The following is a 26642-nucleotide window of genomic DNA, read 5'->3' on the forward strand; positions in this document are numbered from 1 at the left end:
ATTGTAGCTAAACCTGGTAGGAGCGAACACGAGTGTAACGAAGTAAAGCGGATAACAGGACTATACCAACCAAAAGGCACAGAACCCTTCATTTTCAAATAATAGTTAACTGTTTAAATTGTATAAACTGGTGAACTATTGAAGAATGAGAACTATGATGCAAAGGGTTAAAACAGCCCATAGTTCATAAACCTGATTGAAGCGGTAGCTCCCGATTGAAAAGAGGGACTACAAGCAAAAAGCAGGGCCACAGCCCCCCAAATGTACAGAACCCTTAATTTTCAAGAAATGTTTAATTGTTCAAGCGGTAGAAATCGGTTCACCGTGATATGCCTCAATTAACCGACTTGAGCAGTAAACCGGTTAAACAAACTAACAATCTTTTAACTTTTCAACAAAACAGTTGTAAAATGCTTATTCGTGTTATCTTTATGGCTTTTGTAAATTAATTTCAGTTTTGGCTAAAGACACGAATAAAGAAACCCCGTTAATGCAGCAATACAACGCGATTAAAGCGAAGTATCCGGGCGCACTTTTACTATTTAGGGTTGGCGATTTTTATGAAACCTTTGGCGAAGATGCCATTAAAACGGCACAGATATTAGGCATAGTATTAACCAGAAGAGGTACCGGGCCCAATGGCGGCGCTTTAGAACTGGCTGGTTTTCCGCATCACTCGTTAGATAATTATTTATCCAAACTGGTACGGGCAGGACAACGGGTAGCCATTTGCGATCAGCTGGAAGACCCTAAAACCACAAAAACCATTGTTAAACGTGGTGTAACAGAATTGGTTACGCCTGGAGTAGCTTACGGTGATAATATTGTAAACCAAAAATCGAACAATTTCCTGGCCTGTGTTTTCTTTGATAAAACACAACTGGGCGTTTCATTTTTAGATATATCGACAGGTGAATTCTTAATTGCGCAGGGCAACAGCGATTATATTGATAAACTTTTGCAAGGTTTTAAACCTACAGAGGTTATTTTTCAGAAATCGAAACGACAGGCATTTACCGAGCACTTCGGCGACCGTTTTTACACTTTTGGTTTAGACGAATGGCCTTTTACCACTGATTTTGGGAACGAAACGCTGATGAAACACTTTGAGGTTTCTTCGTTAAAAGGTTTTGGTGTAGAGCGTTTACAGAGCGGAATTGTTGCTGCTGGTGTTATTCTACACTATTTGGGCGAAACGGAGCATCGTAATCTACAACACATCAGTTCGATCGGCCGTATTGAGGAAGACCGTTACATGTGGTTAGACCGTTTCACCATTCGCAACCTGGAATTGGTGAATTCGCCTAACGACAATGCCGTAACCTTGTTCGATATTTTGGATCATACCTGTACGCCAATGGGCGCACGTTTGTTGCAGAAGTGGATCATCATGCCCTTAAAAGAATTGAAGCCCATCCAGGAGCGACTTGGAATGGTGGAGTATTTTGTAAAACATGAAGAATTACAAGGCGAATTTTTAAATAACATTAAACAGATTGGCGATTTAGAACGACTCATTTCTAAAGTCGGCCTTCAACGCGTTGGTCCGAGAGAATTGGTTGCTTTAAAACGCGCACTTTACCATATTGAGGCGGTAAAAAAACTGGCTGCCAATTCTAAAAACCCTTTCCTGATTAAAATAGCGGATCAGTTAAATCCGTGTTTAGCCATTAGGGAGAGAATTGAAAGGGAATTACAGCCCGAACCACCAGCTTTGCTGATTAAAGGAAATGTAATTGCAGACGGAATTGATGAAGATCTAGATCGCTTGCGTAAAATAGCTTTTGGTGGTAAAGATTATCTGGTTCAGATACAAAAACGTGAAGCAGAAGCAACGGGTATCCCATCGTTAAAAATCGCCTTTAATAATGTTTTCGGCTATTATTTGGAAGTTACCCATACCCATAAAGATAAAGTGCCAGCAGGCTGGATCCGTAAACAAACGCTGGTAAATGCCGAACGTTACATTACACCGGAGCTTAAAGAATACGAAGATCAGATTTTGGGTGCGGAAGAGAAGATACAGGCTATCGAAATCCGTTTATACAACGAACTGATGTACGAAACAGCCAGTTACATCAAACCGATCCAACTCGATTCGTTTTTAATTGCGCAGCTGGATTGTTTACTGTGTTTCGCACAGTTAGCGGCCAAAAACCATTATAACAAGCCAAAAGTTACCGAAAATAAAGTGCTTGATATTAAAGGTGGCCGCCACCCGGTAATTGAGAAACAATTGCCCGTTGGAGAAGAATACATTACCAATGATGTATATCTCGATACGGAAAGTCAACAGATTATTATGATTACTGGTCCCAACATGGCGGGTAAGTCGGCCATTTTAAGGCAAACGGCGTTAATTGTACTGATGGCGCAAATGGGATCATTCGTTCCTGCTAAAGATGCTGAAGTAGGTATTGTAGATAAGATTTTTACCCGGGTAGGGGCATCTGATAATATTTCTTCAGGAGAAAGTACGTTTATGGTCGAAATGAATGAAACGGCCAGTATCCTGAACAACATTTCGGATGACAGTTTAATCTTACTTGATGAAATTGGGCGTGGAACGAGTACCTACGATGGCATTTCAATCGCCTGGGCCATTGCCGAATTTTTGCATCAACATCCAACTGCCAGACCAAAAACCTTATTTGCTACGCACTACCATGAATTAAATGAACTGGCCAATACTATGCCGCGCATTAAAAACTTTAATGTATCGGTAAAAGAAATGACCAATAAAGTTATCTTTTTACGGAAACTCGTTCCTGGTGGCAGTGAGCATAGTTTTGGTATACACGTAGCGAAAATGGCTGGTATGCCAAGCAAGTTAATTGGTCGCGCGAATGAGATATTGAAAAAACTCGAAATAGACCGTACAGAAGGTCAAAGTATAAAAGACAGCATTAAAAAAGTGCAGAACCAGGCTTATCAGTTACAGATGTTTGCTATTGATGATCCTGTTCTGGTTAAAATCCGCGATACATTGAATAATTTGGATGTAAACGCATTAACGCCTGTAGAAGCTTTGTTGAAACTGGACGAAATACAACGATTAATTAAAAATTAACCACAGATAAAAAGGATGAACACAGATGTTAGTATTATAAATATCTGTGTGAATGTGTGATCAAAAGAATTAAAAATTATGATAAAAACTAAATATTCTTTTTCTTTATTTTTAGTTCTCTCAATCATCATAACTTCTTGCGGAACAAGAAAATACACCGTTAAAAGTGATACGAAAGCTTCGAAAGCGGCAGATGCAATGGCAAATTTACAGAGCAAACCGCTCTATCGTTTCATTACCGATTGGACAGGTGTAAAATACCGTTTTGGGGGTTTAGATAAAGGCGGTATTGATTGTTCTGGTTTTGCTTTTTTATTGGAGAAAGAAATTTACGGAGTTACACTTCCGCGTATTTCCCGCGAGCAAGCTAATGTGGTGAAGTGTAAAAATATAGATAATTTAAAAGAAGGAGATCTGGTGTTTTTCTCTTTTGGCGGTAATGATGTAGATCATGTAGGGGTATACCTCAATAATGGTTTTTTCGTACACGCCAGCACTACCAGAGGCGTAATTGTTGATGATTTAACGCTTCCTGCTTATCAACGTGTATTGGTTAAATCGGGATCGGTGAATTAGTTAATTCCTATACTTGTCGTCATGCTGAACTTGTTTCAGCATCTTATTACTCAAAATGAATTACAATGAGTATTATTCTTTTAAAGACCCTGAAACAAGTTCAGGGTGACGGACGTTAAAAACAAAACAATCCCCACCAAATTTCGTTATTCATTTATGCGTATATTTTTCATAATCTGCTTATCTTTAACCACTTATTTCGCTACAGCGCAGGTAACATTGCTCAAGTTGGATGAGTTGGATAAACGCATCGCTAATGGAAAAGATACAACTTATGTAATCAATTTCTGGGCCACCTGGTGTTCACCATGTGTGGCTGAGTTGCCGAATTTCGAGAAATTACGTTTAGCCAATTTAAAAAAGCCTGTTAAGGTGCTTTTGGTGAGTTTAGATTTCAAGTCAAAATTGCAAAAGGAAGTGATTCCATTTGTGTTGAACAATAAAATTAATGCCGAAGTATTTCTTTTAAACGAACCCGATCAGCAACAGTATATTGAACGGATAGACAAAAAATGGTCGGGTGCTATTCCTGCTACATTATTTGTAAACAAGAAAGCCAGACGTTTTTACGAGAAGGAATTTACAGAAACTGAACTGAAAAATACTTTGTTAAACTTAAAATAGATCGTTATGAAAAGATTGATTTTAGTGGCTTTTATGCTGGTTTCAGGATTCGCATTTGCCCAGACTGAAGGTTATAAAGTGGGCGATGTAGTAAAAGATTTCTCGCTGAAAAACGTAAACAACAAAATGGTTGCCTTGGCCGATTACAAGGATGCAAAGGGCTATATTGTGGTTTTTACCTGTAATACCTGTCCGGTGGCAAAAGCTTATCAGGAGCGTATCTCTGCTTTAAACGCAACTTATGCTGCAAAAGGTTATCCTGTTGTGGCCATTAATCCAAACGATGCTGGGGCCGTTCCGGACGAAAGTTTCCAAAAAATGCAGGCACTGGCCACAGAAAAGAAATTCAATTTCCCTTATCTTCTAGATCCCAACCATGCGGTAACCAAACAATTTGGTGCTACCAGAACACCGCATGTTTTTGTGCTGAACAAAACCGATAAAGGAAATGTTGTTGAGTACATTGGTGCCATAGATAACGATCCGGAAGAAGCAAACAGTACAAAAGTAGAGTATGTTAAAAATGCAGTTAACGAATTATCCATCGGTAAAAAACCTGCAATTGCATCAACTAAAGCTGTTGGCTGTGGTATAAAATGGAAAAAAGGCTAAACAAAAAGGTTGTATTATAATATTTAGCATCTCGAGAGGTTGATGACAGGTTTTGGCGGTTCGTCATTCCCAACTTGATTGGGAACCACGAAGTGCTCATGAGTGCCTCTGAACAAAGGAAAACTTATGAATAATCGTAATGCAAGCGCTTTAAGATTCCCGCCTGCGCGGGAAAGACGACGACGCTGTTAGTCTGTCAATAGTAACCTGTCGAAGGGCCCGTTTAAATACGCCTTAAAGTATTTCGACGACTTGTCCCGATTTTCATCGGAGGCTCTCCGTAGGAGTCCTTTGGACAACATGACAGCGTCTGAGGTGAAATCGCCTTTATGAACCCCCTCTTGGTTTTAAATATACCTTAACCACCATTGCCTGTGTGTTTCCTTATATCGTTTAAACCACCTGCATGGAAGATACAAAGAGGCCACCACGCAAAGCCATATTAAATACACGATTGGTAAACCAAAGCCAAAGGCTGCAGGTCTAAATAAAAATGGAACCTGTACAATTTCTTTGTTGCTATGTCCTGTGGCAAAAAATATCACAATTAAGAGGGTGTGCAACAGATAAAAGTGTATTACATAATAAAAGAAGGGGACAGCACCGTATACAGAAGTTATCCTGGCAAACCGGTTGCTCAGTTTTTCAGTAAAGGCCAAAAATAACATGGCCGGACCTAAAGTCATAGCGATATACTGTAAAGATGGCGGATATTTGTTTACATTAAAAAAAGCAAGCACGTTTTTAAAGAAATCGTGATATTCTTTTCGCGGAACGGGATCGCCATATATATTGATCAACCTCAGGGAGATAAACACAAAGATAGTGAGCAAACCTACAATTAATAAATTGCGCTGCCGGCGGTCGGCGGCGTAACCTTTTTTATACCAGGCACCAACGCCATAGCCCACAAACATCACGCCTGTCCATGGGAGGATGGCGTAAAATACACCAACAAAATGATTGGCAGAAAGCGGCACAACGGTTCCTGATGCCGTGAAAAATATTTTTAAGATCAAGCCACCATTTGAATCTGGTGGAGCAGGGAATAAATTGAAAAGATTATGCCCAAAAACCAATATCAGGCCGGTTATCAGCACAGTTTTATACGAAATTCGACTGGCCAATCCAAGGAATATCATACTGGTTCCTATAGCCCAGATCACCTGAAGAATAATAAAATTATATGTTCCATTAAAGGTTAACCCGAATGTGATGACAACAATTTCTATCAGTATTAACCATAAACCCCGTTTTAACAAAAATGAACTCGCCTGGGCTGCCGTTTTGTTCTGTGCCGATAAATAAGCAGATAATCCTGATAAGAAAACAAAGGTTGGTGCACAAAAATGTGTAATCCAACGGGTAAAAAACAACATCCCCGTAGTGGTGTCTGGATTTAGCGGATCGCCGGTCATGGCGCCAACATGAAAGAAATCTCTTGTATGATCCAGTGCCATAATGATCATCACTAATCCGCGGAGTATATCAATAGATAAAATTCGTTTTGATAGGGGACTGTTATCAGCATTCATATAAATAGGTTTGGTTATTTAAATATACTCATTCAAAATTATTTTTACTGACATAATTATTACCTTTAGGTCCGTCAAAAATGTTATCTGAATCAATTTCAGTATGATGCATAAGAAAATCGATTTAGGAATAGTTTAATTGACTATAGTGATTTTGATGTTCGAAAAATTATAATAATATTTGTTAAGCGCTAACCGAATAAAATCTTACCACTAAATTTATCATAATCGATAATATATAGATTTCGTTTAGTAGAAATTAAACCAAAATATCATAACACATCATAATGAAAAGAAGAACATTTATACAAAACACAGGCTTGTTAGGGGCAGGAGTTGTCGCATCGAAATTTTCTTTTGCCGCTAATCTCGCACCGGAATTCCCTGTGGTACGTGTAGCTGCCGCAAAACGGCACTTTCAAAGTAAAGCTGTAGATGCCGCAATTAAAACTTTCCAGGCAAACGTTAAAAACCCCGAATTGGCCTGGCTGTTCGAAAACTGTTTTCCCAATACTTTAGATACTACGGTTTACCATTCAGAAAAAGAGGGTAGACCAGACACTTATGTAATTACCGGTGATATTGATGCGATGTGGTTGCGCGATAGCTCCGCACAGGTTTGGCCATATCTTCAGTTCGTAAACGAAGATGAACCACTTAAAAAATTGATAGCGGGCGTAATTATCCACCAAACGAAATGTGTTTTAAAAGATCCTTATGCAAATGCTTTTTATGGCGATGCCACAAAGGTAGGTGAGTGGAAAACCGATAAAACGGCCATGCAGCCTGGTGTACATGAGCGTAAATGGGAAATAGATTCTTTATGTTATCCAATCCGTCTGGCTTACCATTATTGGAAAAAAACAGGCGATAAAACCCCTTTTGATGCCAATTGGAAAAAAGGAATTGAAGCTACTTTAAAAACATTTAAAGAACAACAACGAAAAACGGATAAAGGGCCATATCATTTTCAACGCGAAACTACCCAACCTACCGATTCATTACCGATGGCGGGTTATGGTTTTCCGGTAAATCCGGTTGGATTAATTTGTTCGGCATTCCGTCCGAGTGATGACGCCACCATTTTTCCATTCCTGGTTCCTTCTAACTTTTTTGCGGTATCAAGCTTAAAGCAGGCAGCAGAAATGATTAAAGCTTTACAGCATGACCAGGCTTTGGAAAGCGGTTTGTTAAACCTGGCTGATGAAGTGAGTGCAGCGCTACAGAAACACGCTATCGTTAGTCATCCAAAATATGGTAAAATTTACGCCTTTGAGGTAGATGGTTTTGGAAGCTCGTATCTGATGGACGATTCTAATGTACCAAGCTTGTTGGGCTTACCTTATTTAGGTGCAATGAAAATTGAAGATCCGATCTATCAGAATACGAGGAAATTCGCCCTTTCTAAAGATAATCCGTATTTCTTTAAAGGAACAGCTGCCGAGGGAATTGGTGGGCCGCACGCTGGTCAGGATATGATCTGGCCAATGAGTATCACAATGCGTGCTTTAACTTCAAAAAATGATGCAGAGATTAAAGCCTGTATCGAAATGTTACGCAAGACACATGCTGGTAAAGGTTTTATGCACGAGTCTTTCAATAAAGACAACCCGGCAAACTTTACAAGGGCTTGGTTTGCTTGGTCTAACACCTTATTTGGTGAGTTACTTTGGAGAACCTACCACGAAAAACCAGCTTTATTAAAAGCTTAATATAACCGACCGTATTGATTGTTGTTAATGACTGATATTGACTTCAGTTCAATTCCCAATCAATACGGTTTTGTTTTATCTTTCCATACATTGTATCAGAAATTGCCAATGCCCATAAAGGTATCTTTTACGTCTAAAAAAACATATTCACACTGAACTTACCTTTTACAAAATGACAATAATAAATGATAATTTGCCTACCTCTATACTTTTAGAAATTAAAATAGGAGAGGTTATAACAGATGGAAAGGGCCAATCTGGCACAGTTAAAAGTATTGAAATCAGTGAAACGGATGAGCTTTTAATGTTTCTTTTTCAGTTGGAAGATGGCCACATCATTGTTAGGAGGCTTAAGCAGGTCTGTTAGTATATTAGTATTCGTCATTCTACTTAAACATGAATGGAACAATCTTATTGTTAACTACCTATTTAACTATAAATTGGTAAATATTTTTTGACAACGTCCTCATTTACATATTCTTAGAATGCTAGTCATTGCGGGGCCGAAGATAACCCAATGATTGAGTTCATGAATGCCTTTAAAAACAACTGCACAAATGAATAATCTTAAAGCGTGTCCTGTAGCGATCGTGTTAAGATTGAGGCTGTATCATAAAGACAATTTCTTCCCAGATTTTGTCATGTTGAGCCTGTCGAAACACATAAAAGATTATTTAACTATGTCCTTCGACAGGCTCAGGATGATAATTCGATATATTTGATATGGTCTCTTCGTTAGCTGAAAAAGCCTTCTTGCAATGACGATACTACAATGTTTCCATCTCCCTTACAATATAGGCCTCGGATCGAAAATCACTTGGAATGATTTAATCTTCTCGTCTTCCAGTTTGTACCAGCCGCTTGAAAAGATTGTTTTTTCACCCATGTTGATATCGTACCAAAGGCAAACTTCTTCCTGATCTACAAATACTTTTTTAACATCATATTTGAATTTCATTTTCTTCATGTCTTCGATGTAAATATCTGCGCCATTTCTTTCGCCCATAACACCTTTAAAAGTCATATCGTCATGCAGTTGTGCTCTGGCCATTTCAAAGTTTTCGGTGTTTAAGGCATTGATAAAATCAAGGACAACAACTTTAGCATTATGTTCGGTTAATAGTTTATCGGATGTGCTCATAACAAAATCTATTTATGATTAAACGAAAATTGGAAGAGAAATGTTTGGAAGGGAATAATTGAATGAGTGAATGATTGAATGACGGAATGGTTAAACAGGTTACTCCAACATTCAATCATTCAAAACCCAATCATTCTCTCATTTGCTTTAGCCTTCAAAACTATATACTTTTCCAACCTGTGTTTTAAAACTGTATTTAAAGTCATTTCCTGATTTTTCTTCATCGATGCCTTTAAGCTTAGGTTTTAACGCATTAGGAGACCTCACAATGCAATCTTCGCCTGATAACGATTTGATCGACAGTCTTATGACTTTACCATCTTTCCACTGCAGATCTGTAATTTCGAAGTTCCCTCTTGCTCTTAAACCCTGAATACTTCCTGTTGACCATTGATCGGGCAGGGCAGGTAAAAATTGCAATTCACCAGCCTGGCTTTGTAAGAGCATTTCTGAAACGCCCGCAGTATAACCAAAATTTCCATCAATCTGGAACGGTGGATGTGCACAGAAAAGATTGGTGTAAATGCCGCCACCTTTGTTGTAATCGGTACCTGAGCCACCTACTGGTGTAATGAAGTTCTGTAATATTTTGTAGGCATGATTTCCATCCTGTAGTCTGGCCCAAAAGTTAATCTTCCAGGCCATAGACCATCCTGTCGATTCGTCGCCACGTGCAGTTAAAGTTACCCTCGCGGCTTTGGCAAGTTCTGGTGTTTTAATGGTGCTGATTTCTCTCCCTGGATGCAGACCAAACAGATGAGAAATGTGTCTATGTTGATCTTTGGGATCATCACGGTCGGTTTCCCATTCCTGCAATTGCCCCCATTTGCCAATTTTAGGCTTTAATAAGTGTGCTTTAAGGTCTGCAATGTGTTTTTTGTAATCACCATCAATGCCTAAAATTTCGGCTGCTTCTATATAATTGGTGAAGAGATCGTATACAATTTGCTGATCGTGCGTTACGCCATCTTCAGTTGGCCCATGCTCTGGCGACCAGCCCAATGGCGATACCAAAGTCCCATCTGGTCTTCTTTTCAAGTGGTCGTCCCAAAACTCCGATATCTCCTTTATAATTGGGTAAGCAAAATTCTTTAGATAATCCTTGTCTTTTGTAAAAGCATAGTGCTCCCAAAGTGCTTGTGCATACCACGCGCTACCAGGCGTGTTCCATAAAAAACTCATTCCGCCGAAAATATTATTTTCAGTTTTTACGGTCCAGCCACGGGTATTCGGATATTGTTTGCGTGTGGCAACAGCACTCACTTCCCGCATGCTGTTAATGTAATCGAGGTATGGGAGCTGACATTCAGAAAGATTGGTCGGCCCTGCCAGCCAATAATTCATCTGGATATTGATGTTAGAATGATAATCGCTGCCCCATGGCGGAGTATTGCTTTCGTTCCAGAGACCCTGTAGGTTGGCCGGTAAACCGCCCAGTCTTGATGAACTGATCAAGAGGTATCTTCCGTATTGAAAAATCAACGCTTCTAAGGCTGGATCAGGAGTCTTTTTATAATTGATTAGCCTTTGATAAGTTGGTAAACTGTTGTTTTTAATATCATGCTCACCTAAATTAATAGCCAAACGGTTAAATAATTGCTGGTAATCCTGAATATGTGCTTTTAACAGATTTGAATATGATTTTGTACTTGCTTGTTTCAGGATGCGGTCTATCTTTGAAGCCGGTTCTTCTCCTTTCCAGTTATCGCTACGTTTATTGCTATAATTCGTAGCAGCGGTAAAGAGGATGGTTATGGCATCGGCATTTGCTATTTTTAATTTTTCGCCATCATCGTCTTTAACTGCATGGCTGCTGCCATTTTCGATTTTAACCAAGGCAGTGGCCTGATAAGGCATTCCGTTGGATAACTTGCCAGTAAACTGGATGGTATTTCCGTTTACTGTTACATTGCCCTGATGTGCGTTTTTAAGCCTAACCGTGCCTGAGTATGATTTTTTCTGATCAGCAGTTAACCTTAAAACCATTACTTTATCCGGAAAGCTGCAAAAATATTCACGTTTATAGGTGGTCCCATTTTGAGTGTAATTGATGGAATGGACCGCATCCGTTAGATTTAATTTCCGTGTATAATTGCTGAAATTTTGTTCTTTATTATCGAAATCAATAAATATATCGCCAAAAGCCTGGTACATACCGCGATCATTTTCATCTCCGGTCCAGAGCGTATTATCATTAAACTGAATATGTTCGTGATTTACATTGCCGAAAATCATACCACCAATGCGACCATTACCAATGGGGTAGGCTTCTGTCATCCAGTTCTTTGCAGGTTTATCGTCCCAAAGCAATAAAGATGGTTTTTCTTTCTGTTGAGCGAAAACAGGCGTGAAAAAGCTAAAGGCTGAAAATGAGATTAGCGTGCAGAGAATAGCTTGCTTGCAATTAAAAAACATGTTGGTTATTTGATTAGTGTGTAATCAAATATATAGATAATCAAACGATTGCGCTGCCCGCTAAGTAGATGAATATATATCGATTATTGGCATACTATTCAATTATTTAAGCATGCGATAATTTGCACTAGCGAAATTTTAGTTGGTAACTATTATGATATTTTAGAATGGATTTTAATAGATTTTCTATATTTGATACGACACACTAAAACGTTTTATGTAAAATGAAATCGCTAACCAAATTGCTAACCTTAATCTTGGTTTTGAGCCTTACGCGCATATATACCGCTCAAAGTCAATCCAAAACAGCTTTTACCAAGTATGTAAATACTTTTATCGGCACAGCGCCCTTAACCGATTCTAAAATTTTAGGTTATGAGTTGCCACAGGGTTGGCGATCGTGGGCGGGTTTAACTTTTCCAGGTAGCTCATTACCCAATGCTATGGTGCAGTTAAGTCCGATTACCGAATTTGGATCTGGTGCAGGTTACGAATATGAAGATGATACTATTTATGGCTTTGCGCACACCAATAAAGGGCACTGGAACCTGTGCAACATTCCAATTCTACCACTATCTAATGCTAACGGTAAATTCGGATCGAAATTTTCGCACAAAAATGAAAGTTCGGCACCAGGTTTTTACCAGGTTTATCTCAATGATTATAAGATAAATGTAAAGCTTACTTCAACTTTGAGGTGTGGATTTCATCAATATGACTATAAGAATACCACTAACAGACAGATTCTTTTCGACATGGGAAAGGCCAATAGCAGGGTTTCTACATGGAATATCGAGCAAGTTAGTACTTCTGCTATACAGGGATTCCAAGGTGGAGAAAATGTATATTTCTATGCAACGGTAAATGCCAAGATCGAAAAACTTGATCAGACTGATGTAGGTAAACGCTCAGGCTATGCGATTATGCACCTGGCTGATGGCGGTTCAGCGCCTGTGGAACTTAAAATCGGCTTATCGTTTGTAAGTACGGCTAATGCCAAAGAAAACCTGGAACGAGAGATTGGCAACAAGACTTTTCAGGAGACTCGCAATGAAGCGACTGCAAAATGGGAAACGCTTTTATCTACCATACAGGTAAAGGGTGGTACCGAAAAGCAGAAGCAAATGTTATATTCTTGTTTGTACCGGTCTTTTTTATGGCCGGCTTTGCGGAGTGATGTAAACGGCGAATTTAAGGATGCTAAGCACAACGTTGTAAAGGGTAATTTCAACTATTATACCGAACCTTCCCTTTGGGATACTTATCGCAATAAGGATGTACTGCTGGGTTTAATTACGCCTAAGGTTACCCTGGATGTAATTAAATCGATGAAAGAGGTTGGCGATAAAACAGGTTTCATCCCAACGTTTTTTCATGGCGACCATGGCGCATCTTCTATTGCAGGCGCTTATTTGAGGGGAATAGATGATTTCGATATCAGGGGGACATATCAAATTTTATTACGTAATGCCAATGTAGATGGTGGCGCCCGTCCATTTGTGAAAGAATATATCGAGAAGGGTTATATCTCAGACCCTGATGTTAAAAATCCACATGTCGAAACCAAAGCCAAGGCGGGTGTTTCTAAAACACTGGAATACGCTTACGATGATTATTCGCTGGCCCAAATCGCTAAAAAACTGGGTGATAGCAGCAATTACCGCACCTTGATGGCGAGATCGAAAAACTATAAAAACATGTTTGATCCTGGTACGCGCTTTATGAGGGGCAGATTAGAGAATGGCGATTGGATCAAACCTTTTAATCCACAATACCCTTATTACGAATATATGTACAGGGAAGCCAACGCCTGGCAGGTTTCGTTTTATGCGCCTCATGATATGAAAGGTTTAATCAAACTATATGGTGGTGCAAAAGGGTTCGAATCTAAGCTAGATTCCCTGTTTACTGTGCCCTGGAACCCGAAATATATTGCAAGAAATGTAGAAACCATGATTGGTCAATACTGCCAGGGAAATCAGCCCGATCATGAAGCTCCTTTTGCTTATACATTTATCGGGAAGCCAGAAAAATCACAAAAAATTATTGATAAAATCTTAAATGAGCTATATGGTATAGGGAGCGATGGTTTGGCGCTTTCAGGGATGGATGATGCTGGTGAAATGTCGGCCTGGTATGTATTCAGTTCTTTAGGTTTGTATCCATTCTCCGCAACAGATGCCGAATATTTGGTTACGGCTCCACTTTTTGATGAGGTAAAATGGAAAACCAGTACAGGAAAATTGTTAACAATAACTAAACCTGGAAAGGGAAGGGGAATCACCAACATTAAAGTTAACGGGAAAGCAAATAACGGATATTTCATCTCCCACGATCTGTTTAAAAACGGCGGTAAGGTAGAAATTGGTACACGATAAGTTTATTTAAGCAACTATTTGTTTATTTGAAGAAAGAAAATATGGCTAGCAAAGCGTTCTCCTAAATAGGAAGCCGCTTTTTTGTTAAAACAAATTTCTAATACAAACAACCCTATCAATAAAAGCAGATTTGGTATCATAAAATTCTTAAATTAGAGCGTGTTAGAATTACTGAATGCTTAATCTGCTTTATTCAAGATTGTAAGAAAATAATAGCTTAATAGCGAGCCAATTATACAAAAGCAAGTTCTTGATTATCTTTTGATTGTAATCGATTCAGTGCTTCATTTATTCCTACTTCCTTGATCAAACCTTTTAATGAAATGTCTTCATCTATCAAACTCCAGCGGAGGCCAATACCATTACCTCTTATTTCAACTGTTTCTAACTCTTTCTTCTTGGCATTTTTTATTCTAGGGAAATGCTTTAATGCAACTTTAATTACCGCACTATTTGTCAAAAGCAAAACAATTAGGTTTAATTCTTTGCTAATGATAAATTGTTGAATGCGAATTCCTTTTTCAAAGATCAACTTATCAAACGGATCTGAAGACCTTTTATTTACAATACTGTCTGTATTTTTATTTTTATTTTTTGAAGTGTTCATTCCAGCTTTTAATTATTCCATCACATGTTCTTTTACTAATCCCATAATTTCTTCACGTTCACGAGGCTTGAAACCGTATACATATTGTTCTAAAATTGGATTCATCCAAATCTTGGCCTCTGCGTCACCTTTTTCTACATGTACGTGTATTGGCTCATTATTTTCATTACTGTAAAAAAAGAATCTGTATCCGAAGATTTCAAAGACTGTAGGCATATAACAAAAATATGGTTATTTTAGTTATTAACCAAGCAAGCTATTACATGGTAAGCTCTAGCTTACCGAAAAGGTTTGATGTAAAACGGTGTTTATTCAATTACAATAAATTTTAATATTTTAGTATAAAATATTGTCTGAAGCTCAGATTTGTTGATTCAAATATTTATTAATTTTAATTGCATGGCAAGATATACTGTAACACAAAGAAGCAGGTACCCTCTTGTTTTTATTGAGATAGCTGGCATCTCTATATTTTTGGCCTATTGGCTATGTAAACATTATGGTTGGGATTGGATTATGGGCATTGCCATTTTCTTGACTTGTATTGTCGCTATTGGAATGCTATTTTTTCGATTCAAAGTTTTCCGTTATATTTTTTCGATTGTTTTTTCATTGGCTTGGGGATTTTTGGCCTTTATATTCGCTTCTAGTGTAAGCAAATCTGACTTAAGTCATTGGATAGCGCTCATCTTTGTGTTCATTATAAGCCTTTTTATCCATCGTAGCTATTTCTATATCGAAACAGGCAGTGAAAGAATAGACTTTAGAGCTTAGTGATCCGTACGTATCGATCTTTTCCAAAGCTTCCCTGGTATTTGGTTTGAGGGGTTGATTAAATTTACTTACATTTACGAAGAGAATGGATGATGTCTTATTGTTTTTCTGCTGTTCTACATTATATCTGATTTTCTAAATTTAAGCCATCTGGTCATTCCATTACCTATAACATGATAATAAACGCAGACGAACCTCGATATTCAATTGCTGATCCTTACCCATGGTATAAATGGGTTCAACAGGAAAAACCTGTTTTTAGAACGTCCGAAGGTATGTGGATGATCACAGGCTATGAGGATGCAATGATGTTATTAAGTGATCCCCGCTGTTCGCATTGGGGGCAGGACAGCAGAACTTTTCAGTATTTGAGTCCGGTTGAAAAAGCCATTGCGCAAACATTACATGCGCTGGCACCCGGTAATACGCCTGCATTTCGCAAGCAGATCATGCACCAGCTTGCTGCCAGAACGCTCCAAGTCGATGAAGATGACATGAAGCGACAGGCAGATGAAATTTTCGATGCGCTTCGTTTTTCCTCCCGTATGGAATTCATGAGTGATTATGCCCATCCATTTACATTCGGAACGATTTGCCGGGTAATGGGGATGCCACAAGAAGAGGTGGATGCGTTTTCCCAAATAGTGAGTCGCTTGCAAGGGGGATACCTGAGTTTTATTGATGAAAAATCATGGATAAATGGTGGGGACGAACAAAAAAAAACATTCATCGACACGCTGCGAAGGCTGATCGGGTTGAAACGGCAAACACCTGGTAAGGATTTGTGCAGTGCTATCCTCACCGTTGTGCCAGCTGATGACCGGAATGATTCTTATATAATTTCACTGATGGTGTTACTTTTTTATGCCGGCCATCAGAATATGATGAATTTTATGGGAAATGCTTTGGTAGCATTACAAGACAGAACTGAAGACCAGTCAATGCTTCGCGAAAGCTTGCCGTTTGCGATAAATAGCGTGGATGAATTGATCCGTTATGATTCTCCGCTACAATCCGTTTTGCTAATTACTCAGGAACCGATACATCTTCACGGCACTACTATTCCTGCCGGTAGCCAATTGCTCATTAGCATAGGTGCGGCAAACAGGGATCCTGCAAAATTTGACAACCCGGATCAATTAATATTGACCAGAAGACCAAACCATCTTGGTTTTGGCGCGGGTGCTTTTAGGTGTATAGGCGCGAGACTTGCGCAAATTCAGGGCGGTATTGGCCTGCACCGTTTTTTTGCGCATGTGCGCACTTACGCTCCTGTTGCTGATCATATAAGCTGGAGTCATTTCAGCGTTCAAAGAGGGCCATCTTCTATTTTATTGGATATAAACTGGAATCATGAAAAATGAATTGGCCACTGCGGGTGGTTTTATTGAGAGGTACGATCACATGATCCTGTCTGAAACCATGAAAGCCATGTATGGCAATTCAGGTTTTTATAATGTAGGCGATTGGACCAACAATCATGCGACCCTGGAAGCTGCATGCGAGGCGCTCGTCATAAAACATCTTGATCAGGTAGCAATGCAGCAGGATCCCATTAGGATATTGGATGCGGGATGCGGACTGGGAACGGGTTCCAGTGTCATTGCCCGACGGTTCAGTAACGCGCACGTTGTTGGTATCAATATTTCTGAAAAGCAGATTTCGTTTGCACAGGAAGTTCATGCTGGTATTGATTTCCAGGTGATGGATGCTACACGAATGGAATTCCCGGACGAATATTTTGATTTAATCGTCAGTGTTGAAGCTGCATTTCATTTTGATACCCGAAAAGATTTTCTTGATTGCGCTTACAGAAAACTTCGTCCAGGCGGTCAACTTATTTTTTCGGACATGTTGTTGAACAATACCGATTGGGTTGGAAACTGGTCTGTGCCGGCTGCAAACCTGATTACTGATATAAATAATTATACGAAACTATGCATCGGCGCTGGCTTTCAGCTACTCCAATGCATCGATATCAAGCATTTTTCCATAAAGGGATTTTGCAATTATCTCCGTACTTCAATGCAGCTGACAGATCTCGCCGATGGGCTTGAAGACTCGGTTATTGCCTACCTGCTAACGAGTTTGAAGAAACAATAATCATAAAAAAAATGATGGTCGTTATGGGCACAATTAAACGACAAATTGTTTGATATTCCGACGATGCATTCATCAACCTGGATACCAGACTATTTAAGAATGTCTGGCTGCTTGGGTTAACTAAGCATAGCCCGTACATAATCGTTCAGGAAGATTGTTGGGATCCTGTTTGGTCTTAAAGCTTTCGAATGCGTTTACCCGGCCATTTTGTTGGTTTCTGCGCTTCGCGAGCTCCTTCAGAAAGCCAGCGTTGAATGGGGGCTTAATAAGACATTTTTGTGAAATGGCTATACGATGATAATGTTGAAACTTAGCGCAATACGCTCGCTTGATGAAAGATTCTGGCCTACTGAATGCGGTATTTTGCTGTTAAACAAAATAAGACGCCGATCCTTCGGTGCATACCTTACCGTATTGAAGTTTTCGGGTTTTGTACGGGCTGATGCCCATAAATTGTCCGATAGCTCTTCAAACGAAAGATCACCGCAGTTCGGGGCCGTCCTGATGTAATAAACACCACTGATGTAAGATCCGTCATGTGTGTGCATACGTTCATAATTTCCGGGGGAGGAAATACTGACCCATGAATCGGAGATGGCGTACTTGTTGCCCGGCCGGGTTTCCAGGATATCAAGATATTGGCTGATCTCATTAATCAGTCCATTGTGCAAAACACTAAATTCGCTGCGCGCAAAAATGTCTGGGACAGAACCGTATGTAGTGTACAGGTTGGACCTTGTAGACAATGGAAACTCCTGCCTTAGCGAATGAGCGGCTTCGACCAGTCGCTCATTCGCATCTTCACTGATGAGTTCATCCTTATAATAAAATGCTTTGGGAAAGAAATATTCTATAGGCATATACAAGTCAGTTAATTATTCGTGCATTAATGAAAAATAACGTTATGTCAGCTGTTAAATCTTCAAAGGCAATTTTCAATAAGGTGCTCAATATCTGATCCGGTTTGAAACCTGCAATCCTCCAATTGATCCGCTGAGTGCCGAGCTAAATACGACCTGGCCAAGACCAGCATCCCAGTTATTGCCAAATGCCAGGTTACTGATGGTATTGTTGGAAATTCCAATTGCCTCGCTCTTGATTATCCCGGTTCCAATTCCCTTGGCCAAAGCTCCCCATCCGGCTGCTACAGGCCCATTAACAGCCAACCCTGCAAGCGCTGCGCCTTTCTCGGTAACCCATGCTCCTGCCTTTACAGCTGTTGCCATTCCAGGCTGACCGAAAACTTCTAACACTCCTGCGGCAGCGCGCGCTGTAGCCGTAAATTCTGTAAGTGCTACCTGGGCTGATTTTGCTGCAATACCCAAACCAGCTCCAAAACCTCCGCTTAATGCGCCAGTAAGCGCACCAATGCCCATCTGGATACCATAATCTTTCCAGCTAAAATCATCGAAGTGAAAAGCCGAATAGGTAATCGAACTCACACCGGCTCCGTAGAAAAAGCCGGAAAGTGCCGCCATTCCAACGGAAGCTGGTGTGCCCAATCCAACCGTAAGTACATCGATAACAGCAGCCGCCACGTCGATAACAACACCTACTAGGATTTCTACAGCTCCAATAACTATTCCTCCGATGGCACTGAAGAAACTACCGATAGAGAACATACCGGTTGGATCAATAAACAACACCGGATTGTTGGATGCGTAGATATAAGGACTGAAATACTGGCGACCAGGGTCGGTTGCTATAAACCTTCCGATGGCAGCACTGTAGAAACGGGCCCTGTAGTTGTACAATCCTATTTCCGAATCAAATTCCTGACCGGTGTACAGATAAGACAGGAACCCGGGACTCGGCTCATTGACATTCGACAAAGCGCCAAATGTGAGGTATTCGTATGAGGCAACCACATTGCCAGTGAGATCGATAACCGCCCTCGCAGACCCAAGATGATCTTTTAGGATATGATACAGATCAAGAGTAGTACCGTCAAACTTTCGCATAGCGATAAGTCCACCAGGACCATAGACATAGTTCACAGAGGACCTTGTTTTTCCATCTGCACTGATAAAGATCTCCTGTAATGGCATTGCGCTCGTACCCCGGACATATAATTTTGTGCCGGCAGGCGTAGATCCTCCCGTAACGGTTTTTAGCAATCGTTCGTTACGGCAACCGTAAGTGAAATTCAACGTGGCACCACCCTGTGTGGTATCTGCAATACTTACAGCCAGCATAGTAGCAGGGTCGTAAGTAAAGCCCAGGGCAAATGGTTTGCTGATCTTTGAATCAGCTGTGGTCATTAAAATGGCGTTCCCGTTATGGTTATAGCCAAACTGTGCGATCACCTGTGAGTTATTGACGTCACTAATGGTGTTTACCTGTTGGCTACCTTGGTTATAGGCGTAGGCACACGAGATACTACTGCCCGAAAAGTTCTGTATGTTGCCGTTTGAATCATAACTTACATCAGGTGCCGCGGATGGGCTGGCTGGTGGGTTTGTCAGGGCTTTCGCGTTCTGTAGCTGGCCAATGGAGTCGTAGGCATACTGTAGCTGGTCATTGGCCTGGCCACTAACCTGGGCTGCAGAAGAAGCAATGGTGCCATCAAAATATCCTGCGCCGCCATAGCCTCCCGATGTATAAGTAAGGGTTTCCTGGAAAAGGCTTGAGCCTGCCTGGTTCTGATTATTGATGTTCAGCAACCAGTTTGGTGCATTGAAACCATAGGTCTGTTTGATAGTTGCATTTGCGAGCGCCAAATGATTTTCCAAAGGTGTACCCGTTGCATCATAGCTGAAATTTCCGATCGTACTGGTTCCCGATTGGCCCGGTGTCTGAGATGATATCTCGTCTGTAATGCCGGTAATCTGGTTCAATGAATTTAGCTGGTAAAATATAGAATAGTCATAGGTTTCATTCGGATATTGAATTTGGGTAATGGTGCCAAAATCATTGTATTCGTAATTAACAACCCGGTCGTTACCGCTATCAAAAGAATTCACGGTCAGGGTGTCGGAAATTACATTGCCAAAAATATCGTAAGCGAGGTTTTCCGTTACATCTGCGGTTCCGGTAGTACCATTATTGRCTTGCATGGAAGAAATTCTGCCGATTGCATTTGAACCAATACCACCTCCATCATACACGTTCTTTTGTCTCCAGGTCGGCGTATTCTGTGGCCAGAGTGGGTTAGTATTGGCATATTGCTGCAACTGCTGTTGGTTCCAGGTTCCCGCAATGTAGCCGGTTTCAACAGGGCGGGAGAGGAGATCATACTTTATATAAATGAAATTTCCGTCTGCTGCTCCCTGCGGATCCTGTTTAAAGCGAATATTCCCAGCCTGGTCATAGATAAATGTAGCTGGCGCATTCGTTCCTTGCTGCAGTGTGAGTAGCTGGTTTAAATAATCGAAAGTCTGTAGTGTCACCCAATCGTTCTGCACAGAATTGGCAGGTGGGTTGAAATAGTTTGGAGAGCGGACGATTGTTGGGTTGCCAGCATCATCAAAGCCGGTTTCATTTTTGATTTCGGTGCCGTTAGCAGACACATTTTGGATCACCTGATCAAGCAATGTGCTTACCTCGTAGAAGACGTTGCCGTTGGGATTCGTTGTTGTCTTTTTCGAATAAATCATAACTCCCGGCTGGCCAGCTACAGCACTATAACTCGTATAGGTGCATTTGCCACCATTTACGCTGAAATCTTCGCCAGGCACACTTTCCTGGACTACTCGGGCAAGTGGAGATGTTTCAAATGTTTGCCTTGCAAATGGATAACCATTATCAGCAGGGTAGGCCGTGCTCACTAGGCCTGTCATGGTTCCTGCAGTCCAGTTCATGGCGGCAAAATCGCTGCAGTAGCTAAACATTGGGTTTTGTTGGGGAGAAATATATGCCTGTTTCGTCCTTATGGCCATTCTGCCCAGATTGTCGGATACCAGCTGACCAACCACCATTTGTGTGCCAGCATATTGCTGCGCCTGGATATTTTTGCCATTTGCATCGTCGAATGAGATAGCAGCCATTGGTGTTACTGCTGTAGCGATTTGTGAAATGGCTACCTTGTTGCCAAAGAAAATGGTGGGTACACCAGACAAATTAGCAGATGCTGTATAGCTGAAGATCATTTTTCCATCTGCCCAGAAAACAGCAGTTGACTGGCCGGCAAGCAATGTCCACTGCTTGTTCATGGTATATACTGCTATATTAGCACCATCCAGTTTCAGCGCATAACGGTAAGCGTTGTCGGGACTGGTAATCGTCCAGCCTTTGCCCGTGGCAGCGCCTGTGCTGATAGTAGATGTTGCAGGAAGCAGGAAGCCGGCATTATTAAATGCAATGCAAAGAGCAGCGGACAAGGTACCTGCATCAAGCTGGGCTGCAAACGGATTCTGGGGAAGGTTAAATGCGCGTGCATCCACAGCAGGCAGCACGTTTGCTCCGGTCGAATCCAGCAATTGCCAGGAAGTTAATTGCGGATTCCACTGAATGGTAAGTACCGATCCCAGGTGGATTCCCAATGGCGCATCAGGCGTTTCGAGCAGATTGAATTCAACATCCAACGCATAATCTGAGGTCAAATTACCGTCGGCATATGTGAGCGAGCCTGCTGTACCAGCTGATTGCTGCGTAAGGACGGTTCCAGTTACAATCCAGTTACCGGCTCCTTGCTGCCATACGGACGACCACTCTGGGCCACGTGTAAATTCGGTGAGCTCGCCGCCATTGGTCCCGGTAATAGTAAGTGAAGCATTAGGGTTTGCGGGAGCAAATACCCCCAGGTTTCCACTACGGGACAAGTAACCATTTTGAATTTTTGAAGTCCTGTCTGCCGCATTGGTGGATAAAATTTCCTGCTGGAAACTGTCCAATACTTTACGGCTTATTTCGCCATTTGCGCCAAGTACGGCTGTAGGCTGTTCTAAAGTGTTATTATAGCTGTAAGCCTCGAAGATACATGCCAATGGTGTGAACCGCAGATTATCTACAAGCACGTTGCAGGATGTATTCGCATTTTCACAAATAATTGTAATCTGCGCAGTGCCCTTCGGGTTGGGAAGATCAATTAATTGGGATACATACACCCACTGACCAACGGTATCGGGGAAGTTGAGAACAGTCGGGGTGCCGCCGGCAACCGATATTTGCCAGGAGGCATTACCGGCGCTATTGTTAAATGTTGAGGGTTTTTTAACCCAGGCAGAAAATATATATTGCTGATCCTGGCGAATAGGGGTAAATGAGCCTTGCACGCCTGCTGCGCCGTGGCTGCCTGCTGCAATGCTTAGGCTATTAGTGCCTGTATGGGCATCCACCACGGTATTTTGGCTATTAGGAACAATAGTCCCACCAGATCCAATTACCCAGCCAATTGGCGTTTCGTAAGTTTCAAAATCATAATAGCTCACTTCATTTCCCGATAGACTGCCATTTGGAAATTTGGCAACTAATGACTGCTGGTTTTTATCGTAAATGAATGACGAAACAAGTCCATTGCCATCTACCTGCTCTGTTATGAGGTTACCGGTACCTGATCTGGAAATGATTTTAGTCTTTAATTGCCATGCAGCTGTCGGCGTGTCGGATGGGAATTGTGGTGCCACAGTGCCTGGTGTTGTCCAGTCAAAAATTTGATAAGCAGCCAGTTTGCACGAACCGGCACCAGTACAATCGGTGTTCACGACATTGTTCGCCCAGTTACGGAAAATGGTCGCCTGGCTCTTCACATAATTTCTTGAACTATTATCTGCCGGCGCTACACTTTGGGTTGTCATAGCCACCGTAGAGAACATGTGCAGCTTGTTGAACGAAGCAGCATATGCCGGAACCTGGTAAGCGTATAAGGTTTCTATGCGGAGATTTTTCTGCACACCGTCTGCATCATAATAAGATTTCTCCTGAGATAATAATACGCCGGTTGTCTTGTCGTAAGTGCCTGTTGACCATTGTACAATGCCATCTTTCATATTGGCCGTCTTTTCGCAACGTGCATATCCGCCTAAAAGATATTTACCGGAAACATCTTTTGAATAGATGGTCCAGTAATTCAGCTGCGACGATACGAGACTGCCGTCGTTTGCAAAATCTTTTTGGCCCAGTTGAATTCCATTAAGAATATTCTGAAAATTCTGGAGCCCACCGGAAGGATAAAGCGTCGATTGCTGGGCCAATCCGTTGGAATAATAAAACTGACTACTTCCTTCTGGTGTGGATGTTGGTAAGGCAGCTATCTCTTTAACACCGGGAACTACAATTACCAGTGGATACTGCGCCACGCCCATTAAGGCATTGTAAACAATTTGAGATTCGGGGGAGTTGGCGTAGTAGTAGGATTGTGTAAAACTTTGCGTGGTGTCGTACTGATCCTCAATCACAAGGTATGCCACGGGTGTATCTGTCACGGACTGGTTGAAATTAACTTCATCCAGATTCCATAAATCCATTGTAGGGCTTGCATCGAAAGAAGCTGCAGACGAAGGATAGGTGACCAGAAAGCGGCCGGCAACCAACATTGTTCCGGCAGTGCCATCGGGTACATATGATTTTACATTATTCAGCTTCTGCGGCACTTGTGCATTTCCATTTCTTAAAGCTGCTACGTAGGATGATGCTGTATTGTCGCTGGCATCCTGGTAGCTAATAAATCTCGGACCCCGGTTTTGGAGACTTTGCGGATAATTGAAACTGTTGAGTTGTGTTGACAATGATCGCCATGTGCCATCTGTGCCGCGGAAATAAATGGTTTTGCCAACCGTCATATAATTACCAGAAACACTCGGGTTAGTCCCGGATGGAACATTTGACAAAATAGACCATGAGCCGGCATTGGGATTGAACGCTGCCCATTGATTTGCTGCAGAACCGCTGGCAGGAGAAAGAATGGATATATCCTCACCAGTGGCCATGTTCAAACCAATTGTAGCGCCAGGAGAAGAAAAGCTTTTTGGATTCCAAACCGAGCCATAGCTCTGATCGCCGCCGGCATCCCGCAACATTGCGAGATTATTATTTACGGTGGATCCAACTATAGATGTCTGGAATATTTGATAGAGTAAATTTCCGCTTACTATAGGAGAAGACAAATCAACCATGCCTGGTGATGACGTGTTCAGGACAAAGAAATTCTCGTCCCAGTTAAATAATCTAAGGCTATAATTAATAGCCGTATCGGTAGTAGATGTAGCAAATGTAAGTACCAATGAGCTTGGCGTGGGGCTTACGGCGAGGAAGGCCATATTGGTTGGCTGATCTACTACTATATCGATATTGCTTAAAGTCCATGTACTGCCGGCGTTCCATGTGCCATCTAAAGCGCGGTAAAACAGATAATTTTTCAGTTGTCGGGAACTCGGGAGATAACAGGACACTGCATAAAAATTCTGAACCGCAGTAATGGCAGCCAGTACACAATCAGAAGAATTTGGCAACAGCGGAGATCCGTTCCCGTTCCACATTCCATCCTGCCAGTTATACGAAAATCCCTGTACCCGGGTGGTGGTATAATCGGTGTTATAAGCCATTACAAAGCTGTCTCCTGCAACAAAAACGGACTGAGCTTCTGAATTGGCCTTTACGGTAAGCACGAAAGGCTGATTATTGTACATAACCCAGTTTCCGAATTTTAAGTCCTGTCCTGCGTCATCGTTACGGAACAGGTACAATTCATCGTTGCCTGTGGAACTATTGCGGAGGGAAAGCGCGAAGAAATTCTCCGTTGTTTGTACCATCAGGCTACCGGTCGCTACAGTCTTACTAATGCTGATGGTTTGGTTAACCCATTGTCCATTCCACGATTGGATTTTTACCTGTACCTGGTTGCTGCTCTGGTAAGTGAATACAACGTAATTGGAACCAAACCAAACTCGGGGAATACTGCCGGTGATCGGATTTTGCAGTTGCACTTTTTTTGATGAATTAGTAGATGTTATGGTTTGTGCCTTGTATTCAAATGACGCTTTGCCGCCTTCGGGATATACAACGGCACTTAGGGCGCCAGGGTTGATGCTGGACGGATTTGTCGGGAAATATTCAAAATTCATTGCCGGAAGTGTTTCGCCGTTATTTGTGTACTGAAACACCGACTGGAGACACCGTTTGTACATCAATGAATAATTGCTGTTTGATGATGCCGCATTATTGATGAATTCGTAGGTGAACTTCATACCCGAGAGTGGGTTGCCATCTGCATCTGCCACGTCAACAGAATCTAAAAAATAGGTTTCATACCTGTCTTGATAGGCGTTGGGAGAGGGGGGCGCTATCTGGGTATGCAATGGCTGGTATTCGACAATTGGAGTGCCGTCACTTGCACCGCCAGGATTAAGGATGCCGAATTTATTTCCATAATTCAAAGTAATGACCCGGCCATAGCTGTCAATTACCTTTCCCAAATAAGAGGCCTGTGTATACGCAAGTCCGGAGGAAATTAATTTCTGTGCTACGTTTGTGTATTGATAGTTAACTGAATTGCCCATTGGCGTTACAATGGATGCGAGATTCCAGGACGTGGGATAGAGCACCTGCGTTGCGCCAACATTACTGGAACCGATCCAGTTTCCCCAGCTTATACCCCATTGGGTTGCATTTGAAGCGGTGTCGTTTCCCGCGCCATAAGTGTAGGTGAACCCGTCTTCTTTTATAATGATCCAAATCTTTAGTGCAGGATTATACTGTACTGACCAAAACTGAAAATTCCGCAGTTGAAATATCCAGTTGCCGCTTACGGTTTCACCGGTTTTTACCATTGGGTTGGAACTGCCTCCGGAGACCAGGTAGTAGGTGTCAGACGTTACCGATGCACTTCCTCCTTTGTCTACTGTAATCATTTCAATAGGCATCTGCCAGCCCAGCCCAAGGATGCCTGTAGGAGCCTCTGTATTCCAGGTATTTAAGTTGTTTTTTATATTGCTGGAATAAAGAACAGATAGCTTTACATCAAGGCCTTCGAGCCCCGGTAAAGTCATCAGATCCAATGGCATAGATACACAGCCGCGAAATTTATTGACGCTGCTTTTAATGTTGCCTATTGCCGTTTTATCAAACTCAAAAGAGTGTAATGCAGGCACTTCAGATTGAGCAGCACCGCTGCCATTATTTGATGGTTTAGTAGACATAACAGGATGGATTTTATTTGA

17 protein-coding genes are annotated in these 26642 nt (G+C 41.5%); 10 read left to right on the forward strand and 7 right to left on the reverse strand.

The features are described 5' to 3' along the window. Window positions 1-490 precede the first annotated feature (490 nt). From mutS to AC1DNH_RS02835, 4 genes are all read left to right on the forward strand, one after another. On the forward strand, window positions 491-3070 hold the full coding sequence (gene mutS, locus AC1DNH_RS02820; protein WP_477625143.1) for a DNA mismatch repair protein MutS: 2580 nt from the start codon (window positions 491-493) through the stop codon (window positions 3068-3070). A gap of 78 nt (window positions 3071-3148) precedes the next feature. Then, on the forward strand, window positions 3149-3646 hold the full coding sequence (locus AC1DNH_RS02825; RefSeq protein ID WP_477580474.1) for a C40 family peptidase: 498 nt from the start codon (window positions 3149-3151) through the stop codon (window positions 3644-3646). A 156-nt stretch (window positions 3647-3802) separates the two neighbouring features. Beyond that, window positions 3803-4270: a TlpA disulfide reductase family protein gene (locus AC1DNH_RS02830; protein WP_477580472.1), complete on the forward strand. Its 468-nt coding sequence runs from the start codon at window positions 3803-3805 to the stop codon at window positions 4268-4270. A 6-nt stretch (window positions 4271-4276) separates the two neighbouring features. After that, a complete protein-coding gene (locus AC1DNH_RS02835; protein WP_477580470.1) occupies window positions 4277-4882 on the forward strand; it encodes a thioredoxin family protein in 606 nt (201 codons plus the stop codon). A gap of 347 nt (window positions 4883-5229) precedes the next feature. On the opposite strand, the gene AC1DNH_RS02840 is transcribed toward AC1DNH_RS02835, so the two are convergent. Next, entirely contained in the window at window positions 5230-6417 is a 1188-nt protein-coding gene (locus tag AC1DNH_RS02840; RefSeq protein WP_477609840.1) for an acetyltransferase domain-containing protein, read from the reverse strand. 287 nt (window positions 6418-6704) lie between these two features. On the opposite strand from AC1DNH_RS02840, the gene AC1DNH_RS02845 reads away from it, so the two are divergent. Both AC1DNH_RS02845 and AC1DNH_RS02850 read left to right on the forward strand, forming a co-directional pair. After that, window positions 6705-8129, forward strand: coding sequence for a glycoside hydrolase family 125 protein (locus AC1DNH_RS02845; protein ID WP_477584797.1), 1425 nt, complete (start codon window positions 6705-6707; stop codon window positions 8127-8129). Window positions 8130-8301: 172 nt separating this feature from the next. Continuing rightward, a complete protein-coding gene (locus tag AC1DNH_RS02850; RefSeq protein ID WP_477584796.1) occupies window positions 8302-8496 on the forward strand; it encodes a hypothetical protein in 195 nt (64 codons plus the stop codon). 420 nt (window positions 8497-8916) lie between these two features. Here AC1DNH_RS02850 and AC1DNH_RS02855 read toward each other — a convergent pair whose 3' ends face one another. Further along, window positions 8917-9270 (reverse strand): nuclear transport factor 2 family protein, encoded by a 354-nt coding sequence (locus AC1DNH_RS02855; RefSeq protein WP_477584795.1) that lies wholly within the window; start codon window positions 9268-9270, stop codon window positions 8917-8919. Window positions 9271-9417: 147 nt separating this feature from the next. Next, a complete protein-coding gene (locus AC1DNH_RS02860) occupies window positions 9418-11685 on the reverse strand; it encodes a glycoside hydrolase family 95 protein (RefSeq protein WP_477625144.1) in 2268 nt (755 codons plus the stop codon). 224 nt (window positions 11686-11909) lie between these two features. Between AC1DNH_RS02860 and AC1DNH_RS02865 the strand changes: the two genes are divergently transcribed. Then, on the forward strand, window positions 11910-14063 hold the full coding sequence (locus AC1DNH_RS02865) for a GH92 family glycosyl hydrolase (RefSeq protein ID WP_477580270.1): 2154 nt from the start codon (window positions 11910-11912) through the stop codon (window positions 14061-14063). Window positions 14064-14295: 232 nt separating this feature from the next. Here the strand turns inward: AC1DNH_RS02865 and AC1DNH_RS02870 are convergent, their stop codons facing one another. Beyond that, window positions 14296-14670, reverse strand: a complete 375-nt coding sequence (locus AC1DNH_RS02870; RefSeq protein WP_477580269.1) for a DUF2442 domain-containing protein — start codon at window positions 14668-14670, stop codon at window positions 14296-14298. 12 nt (window positions 14671-14682) lie between these two features. Continuing rightward, entirely contained in the window at window positions 14683-14886 is a 204-nt protein-coding gene (locus tag AC1DNH_RS02875; protein ID WP_477580267.1) for a DUF4160 domain-containing protein, read from the reverse strand. Window positions 14887-15069: 183 nt separating this feature from the next. On the opposite strand from AC1DNH_RS02875, the gene AC1DNH_RS02880 reads away from it, so the two are divergent. The 3 genes from AC1DNH_RS02880 to AC1DNH_RS02890 all read left to right on the forward strand — a co-directional run bounded on the left by AC1DNH_RS02880 (window position 15070) and on the right by AC1DNH_RS02890 (window position 17547). Next, on the forward strand, window positions 15070-15444 hold the full coding sequence (locus AC1DNH_RS02880) for a hypothetical protein (protein WP_477609487.1): 375 nt from the start codon (window positions 15070-15072) through the stop codon (window positions 15442-15444). Window positions 15445-15617: 173 nt separating this feature from the next. Next, window positions 15618-16808 (forward strand): cytochrome P450, encoded by a 1191-nt coding sequence (locus AC1DNH_RS02885; protein ID WP_477580265.1) that lies wholly within the window; start codon window positions 15618-15620, stop codon window positions 16806-16808. Further along, a complete protein-coding gene (locus tag AC1DNH_RS02890) occupies window positions 16798-17547 on the forward strand; it encodes an SAM-dependent methyltransferase (protein ID WP_477609485.1) in 750 nt (249 codons plus the stop codon). Before AC1DNH_RS02885 ends, AC1DNH_RS02890 begins: the two co-directional genes overlap by 11 nt. 287 nt (window positions 17548-17834) lie before the next feature. Here AC1DNH_RS02890 and AC1DNH_RS02895 read toward each other — a convergent pair whose 3' ends face one another. Together AC1DNH_RS02895 and AC1DNH_RS02900 are read right to left on the reverse strand one after the other, a co-directional pair. Next, the gene (locus AC1DNH_RS02895) at window positions 17835-18407 is read right to left on the reverse strand and encodes a TIGR02466 family protein (protein ID WP_477580274.1); all 573 of its coding nucleotides are present in this window, start codon (window positions 18405-18407) and stop codon (window positions 17835-17837) included. 87 nt (window positions 18408-18494) lie between these two features. Continuing rightward, a complete protein-coding gene (locus tag AC1DNH_RS02900; protein WP_477625145.1) occupies window positions 18495-26621 on the reverse strand; it encodes an RHS repeat-associated core domain-containing protein in 8127 nt (2708 codons plus the stop codon). Between the last annotated feature and the right edge of the window lie 21 nt (window positions 26622-26642).

It is taken from the genome of Pedobacter sp. 01N310 (assembly GCF_056399805.1).

Excerpts from the sequence above, each read along its gene's own strand:
- AC1DNH_RS02855 (WP_477584795.1), bottom strand. The coding sequence starts at position 9,270 with ATGAGCACATCCGATAAACTATTAACCGAACATAATGCTAAAGTTGTT.
- AC1DNH_RS02860 (WP_477625144.1), bottom strand. The coding sequence starts at position 11,685 with ATGTTTTTTAATTGCAAGCAAGCTATTCTCTGCACGCTAATCTCATTT.
- AC1DNH_RS02895 (WP_477580274.1), bottom strand. The coding sequence starts at position 18,407 with ATGCCTATAGAATATTTCTTTCCCAAAGCATTTTATTATAAGGATGAA.
- AC1DNH_RS02825 (WP_477580474.1), top strand. The coding sequence starts at position 3,149 with ATGATAAAAACTAAATATTCTTTTTCTTTATTTTTAGTTCTCTCAATC.
- AC1DNH_RS02845 (WP_477584797.1), top strand. The coding sequence starts at position 6,705 with ATGAAAAGAAGAACATTTATACAAAACACAGGCTTGTTAGGGGCAGGA.
- AC1DNH_RS02835 (WP_477580470.1), top strand. The coding sequence starts at position 4,277 with ATGAAAAGATTGATTTTAGTGGCTTTTATGCTGGTTTCAGGATTCGCA.
- AC1DNH_RS02890 (WP_477609485.1), top strand. The coding sequence starts at position 16,798 with ATGAAAAATGAATTGGCCACTGCGGGTGGTTTTATTGAGAGGTACGAT.
- AC1DNH_RS02850 (WP_477584796.1), top strand. The coding sequence starts at position 8,302 with ATGACAATAATAAATGATAATTTGCCTACCTCTATACTTTTAGAAATT.
- AC1DNH_RS02880 (WP_477609487.1), top strand. The coding sequence starts at position 15,070 with ATGGCAAGATATACTGTAACACAAAGAAGCAGGTACCCTCTTGTTTTT.
- AC1DNH_RS02885 (WP_477580265.1), top strand. The coding sequence starts at position 15,618 with ATGATAATAAACGCAGACGAACCTCGATATTCAATTGCTGATCCTTAC.
- AC1DNH_RS02870 (WP_477580269.1), bottom strand. The coding sequence starts at position 14,670 with ATGAACACTTCAAAAAATAAAAATAAAAATACAGACAGTATTGTAAAT.
- mutS (WP_477625143.1), top strand. The coding sequence starts at position 491 with ATGCAGCAATACAACGCGATTAAAGCGAAGTATCCGGGCGCACTTTTA.
- AC1DNH_RS02830 (WP_477580472.1), top strand. The coding sequence starts at position 3,803 with ATGCGTATATTTTTCATAATCTGCTTATCTTTAACCACTTATTTCGCT.
- AC1DNH_RS02840 (WP_477609840.1), bottom strand. The coding sequence starts at position 6,417 with ATGAATGCTGATAACAGTCCCCTATCAAAACGAATTTTATCTATTGAT.
- AC1DNH_RS02875 (WP_477580267.1), bottom strand. The coding sequence starts at position 14,886 with ATGCCTACAGTCTTTGAAATCTTCGGATACAGATTCTTTTTTTACAGT.
- AC1DNH_RS02865 (WP_477580270.1), top strand. The coding sequence starts at position 11,910 with ATGAAATCGCTAACCAAATTGCTAACCTTAATCTTGGTTTTGAGCCTT.